The 3,795-nt window shown below is 66.7% G+C and carries 6 protein-coding genes and 1 pseudogene; all 7 read left to right on the top strand.

Annotated features, from left to right (window positions below; all coding sequences use genetic code 11):
• Positions 1–146 (top strand): annotated as a pseudogene (locus AC5JJ6_RS03340) (imidazoleglycerol-phosphate dehydratase); the annotation flags it as partial.
• A gap of 91 nt (positions 147–237) precedes the next feature.
• Positions 238–882, top strand: coding sequence for an imidazole glycerol phosphate synthase subunit HisH (hisH, locus tag AC5JJ6_RS03335; protein WP_496040684.1), 645 nt, complete (start codon positions 238–240; stop codon positions 880–882).
• Between the two features lie 3 nt (positions 883–885).
• Complete coding sequence (locus AC5JJ6_RS03330; protein ID WP_496040683.1) at positions 886–1,479, top strand: GNAT family N-acetyltransferase; 594 nt, start codon at positions 886–888, stop codon at positions 1,477–1,479.
• Positions 1,476–2,225, top strand: coding sequence for a 1-(5-phosphoribosyl)-5-[(5-phosphoribosylamino)methylideneamino]imidazole-4-carboxamide isomerase (gene hisA, locus AC5JJ6_RS03325; RefSeq protein ID WP_496040682.1), 750 nt, complete (start codon positions 1,476–1,478; stop codon positions 2,223–2,225). Before AC5JJ6_RS03330 ends, hisA begins: the two co-directional genes overlap by 4 nt.
• Positions 2,226–2,996 (top strand): imidazole glycerol phosphate synthase subunit HisF, encoded by a 771-nt coding sequence (gene hisF, locus AC5JJ6_RS03320; RefSeq protein ID WP_496040681.1) that lies wholly within the window; start codon positions 2,226–2,228, stop codon positions 2,994–2,996. It begins immediately after the preceding gene.
• On the top strand, positions 2,993–3,346 hold the full coding sequence (locus AC5JJ6_RS03315) for a phosphoribosyl-ATP diphosphatase (protein ID WP_044428319.1): 354 nt from the start codon (positions 2,993–2,995) through the stop codon (positions 3,344–3,346). Before hisF ends, AC5JJ6_RS03315 begins: the two co-directional genes overlap by 4 nt.
• On the top strand, positions 3,346–3,708 hold the full coding sequence (locus AC5JJ6_RS03310; protein WP_496040680.1) for a histidine triad nucleotide-binding protein: 363 nt from the start codon (positions 3,346–3,348) through the stop codon (positions 3,706–3,708). Before AC5JJ6_RS03315 ends, AC5JJ6_RS03310 begins: the two co-directional genes overlap by 1 nt.
• Positions 3,709–3,795: the final 87 nt, after the last annotated feature.

Raw genomic sequence — 3,795 nt, 5'->3', positions numbered from 1 at the left:
AGAACCTGTATGGCGAGAACAACCACCACATCGTCGAAAGCTGCTTCAAGGCGCTGGCAAGGGCACTGCGCGCCGCCGTGGAAATCGATCCGCGCAAGGCGGATGCGGTGCCCTCCACCAAGGGCACGCTCGGCGGCTCTCTCTAATTGCGGGCTCCTCCGGAGACTCTCCGAACAACGGGCACCTCCGGAGCCCTCTGAACAACGGGCACCTTCGGGTGCAGAAGCGATTTAGTCCATGACCGTAGCAATCGTCGATTACGGCTCCGGCAATCTCAGGTCGGCCGCGAAAGCCTTCGAACGTGCCGCGGCTGAAGCCGGCGTCAGCGCCGCCATCATCGTCACCGACGACGCCGAAGCCGTCCGCCGGGCCGACCGCATCGTGCTGCCCGGCGTCGGCGCCTTTGCCGACTGCATGGCCGGCATCCGCGCCGTTCCCGGCCTGATCGAGGCCATGGAAGACGCGGTGCTGAAGCACGGCACTCCCTTCATGGGCATCTGCGTCGGCATGCAGCTGATGGCGGAGCGCGGCCTGGAATACGGCGTCCAGCAAGGCCTCGGCTGGATCGCGGGAGAGGTGGTTCCGCTCAACCCCGCCGACACCAGCCTCAAGATCCCGCACATGGGCTGGAACGACCTCCGGATCGAGCGTCCGGACCATCCCGTGCTGGCCGGCATCCCGCAGGGCGAGCACGCTTATTTCGTCCACTCCTACCGCTTCGCCTGCACCGATCCGACGACCGAGCTGGCGGCAGTCGATTACGGCGGTCCGGTGGCGGCGGTGATCGGGCGCGGCAATCTGGTCGGCACTCAGTTCCACCCGGAGAAGAGCCAGGCCGCCGGCTTACGCCTGATCGCCAATTTTCTCCGCTGGCGGCCCTGAGCGATGACCGAGATGACCACGGCGGCGACAGTCGAGCGCATTACCCGGTTCCGTCCCGGCGACCTCAACGACCTGTGCGACGCCGCCGATCTGGCGATCCGCGACGGCGGCGGCTTCGGCTGGATCGATCCGCCGCCCCGCGACGTGATGGAGCGCTATTGGAAGGGTGTGCTGATCGTGCCGGAGCGGCATCTGTTCGTGGCGAAGCTGGACGGCGTCGTGGCGGGTTCCGCCCAGCTCGTCGCCCCGCCACGCAACAACGAGGCGCAGGCCCATTCCGCCCAGCTCACCACGTCCTTCGTCGCCCCCTGGGCGCGCGGTCACGGCCTTGCCCGCAAGCTGGTCCAGGCGGTCGAGACGGCGGCGCGGGAAACCGGCTACCGGGTGCTTAACCTGGACGTCCGGGAAACCCAGCGCGCCGCGATAGCGCTCTACAAGGCGCTGGGCTTCCAGCATTGGGGAACGCATCCGCTCTATGCGATCGTGCGCGGCCAGAGCCTTGCCGGCCATTTCTTCTACAAGGACCTCACGTCCTCCGACCAGGTCTCCCTCGATCACTCCGCCGCCGTTCAGCCCCTTACCGAAGCTCAGCCATGATTTTGTATCCCGCGATCGATCTCAAGGATGGTGCCTGCGTCCGCCTCGTCAGGGGTGAAATGGATCAGGCGACCGTCTTCAACACGGACCCCGGCGCCCAGGCGAAGGAATTCGCCTCCCAAGGCTTCGAGTGGCTCCATCTGGTCGATCTCAACGGCGCTTTCGAAGGCCGGCCGGTCAATGCAGCGGCGGTCGAAAGCGTTCTGGCCTCGGTCACCATGCCGGTGCAGCTCGGGGGCGGCATCCGCGAGCTGAAGTCGATCGAGGACTGGCTGAACCGGGGCATCCGCCGGGTCATCCTGGGCACCGTGGCGCTTCGCGATCCGGAACTGGTGCGGGAAGCCTGCCGCCTGTTCCCCGGCCATGTCGCGGTCGGCATCGACGCGCGCGACGGCTTCGTCGCGGTCGAGGGCTGGGCCAAGACCTCGACTGTCAAGGCGCTGGACCTGGCGCTGCGGTTCGAGGACGCCGGCGTGTCCGCGATCATCTACACCGACATCAACCGCGACGGCGCGATGGGCGGCGTCAACGTCGAGGCGACCGCCGACCTCGCCTTCGCCCTGACGACGCCGGTGATCGCATCCGGCGGCGTCTCCAGCATGACCGACCTGGAAGCATTGAAGGCGCAGGAGCATACCGGCATCGAAGGCGTCATCTGCGGCCGTGCCCTCTACGACGGCCGGATCGAGCCGGCCGAGGCGCTGGCGCTGCTCACTTCTCCCGCTGCCGCTCCCGACGAGGCGTAGATGCTCAAGATGCGCCTGATCCCCTGCCTGGACGTCAAGGACGGCCGGGTGGTCAAGGGAGTGAACTTCGTCGATCTGATCGATGCCGGCGACCCGGTCGAGCAGGCCCGGCTCTACGACCGCGAAGGTGCGGACGAGCTGACCTTCCTCGACATTACCGCCAGCGTCGAAGCCCGCGACACGCTGTACGACGTGGTCCGCCGCACGGCGGAGCAGGTCTTCATGCCGCTGACCGTCGGCGGCGGCGTCCGCGTGGTCGAGGATATCCGGAAGCTGCTGCTGGCCGGGGCAGACAAGGTGTCGATCAACACCGCCGCCGTTGCCCGTCCAAACTTCGTCCGCGAGGCCGCCGAAAAGTTCGGCTCCCAGTGCGTCGTGGTCGCGGTGGACGCCAAGTCGGTCGGTCCCGGCAAGTGGGAAGTCTTCACCCATGGCGGCCGCAACCGCACCGGCCTCGACGTGGTCGAATGGGCGCGGCGGATGGCGGAATACGGGGCAGGGGAGATCCTGCTGACCTCGATGGACCGCGACGGCACCAAATCCGGCTTCGATATCGACCTGACCCGCGCGGTGGCCGATGCCGTACGCGTGCCGGTGATCGCATCCGGTGGCGTCGGTACGCTCGACCATCTGGTGGCAGGCATCCGGGACGGCCACGCGACGGCGGTGCTCGCCGCCTCGATCTTCCATTTCGGCATCTTCTCGATCGGCGAAGCCAAGGCCCACATGGCCAAGGCCGGTATCCAGGTCCGCGACACGGTGGCGGCATGAGCGGGGACGATACGGCTGATTCGACTGTTCTCGACCGTCTCTACGAGACGGTGGATTCCCGGCGCGGGCAGGACCCGGCGACGTCCTATACCGCCAAGCTGTTCTCGCGCGGCACCGCCAAGATCGCCCAGAAGCTGGGCGAAGAGGCGGTGGAAGCCGTGATCGAGGCGATGCGCGGCGACAAGCGGAAGCTGTCCGAAGAGTCCGCCGACCTGCTGTATCACCTGATGGTGCTGTGGGCCGACGCCGGCATCAAGCCGGCCGAGGTCTACGCCATCCTGGCCGCCCGCGAAGGCATCAGCGGGATCGCCGAGAAAGAGCAACGCAAGCACACCAGCGGAGGCAACTGATGGCCTATGATACCAACAACATCTTTGCCAGGATCCTGCGCGGCGAGATCCCGTCCAAGAAGGTCTACGAGGACGAACACACCCTCGCCTTCCACGACATCAACCCCCTGAGCCCGACCCATATCCTGGTGATCCCCAAGGGGCCGTACGTGTCGTTCGACGACTTCTCGGAAAAGGCGTCCGACGCCGAGATCACCGCCTTCATTCGCGCCGTCGGCAAGGTCGCCCGCGACGCCGGAGTGGCCGGCGACGGCTACCGCATCCTGGCGAATATCGGCGAGAACGGCCACCAGGAAGTCCCGCACCTGCACGTCCACATCTTCGGCGGACGGAAGCTCGGTCGCATGCTGGCACGCGAATAACCCGCATTCTGTAAGTATCGCTCGTAGGTCGTGCTAAAGCGAAGCGGCAGCCGACAAGCAGGCGCGTCTATGTCGGCTGCCGCTTCG

It is taken from the genome of Skermanella sp., from assembly GCF_059503625.1.
Note: the sequence above shows the minus strand (reverse complement) of the source record. Positions and strands in the feature narration are given on the sequence as shown.

Coding starts and splice junctions, on each gene's coding strand:
- hisH (WP_496040684.1), top strand. CDS start 238: ATGACCGTAGCAATCGTCGATTACGGCTCCGGCAATCTCAGGTCGGCC.
- AC5JJ6_RS03315 (WP_044428319.1), top strand. CDS start 2,993: ATGAGCGGGGACGATACGGCTGATTCGACTGTTCTCGACCGTCTCTAC.
- hisA (WP_496040682.1), top strand. CDS start 1,476: ATGATTTTGTATCCCGCGATCGATCTCAAGGATGGTGCCTGCGTCCGC.
- AC5JJ6_RS03310 (WP_496040680.1), top strand. CDS start 3,346: ATGGCCTATGATACCAACAACATCTTTGCCAGGATCCTGCGCGGCGAG.
- hisF (WP_496040681.1), top strand. CDS start 2,226: ATGCTCAAGATGCGCCTGATCCCCTGCCTGGACGTCAAGGACGGCCGG.
- AC5JJ6_RS03330 (WP_496040683.1), top strand. CDS start 886: ATGACCGAGATGACCACGGCGGCGACAGTCGAGCGCATTACCCGGTTC.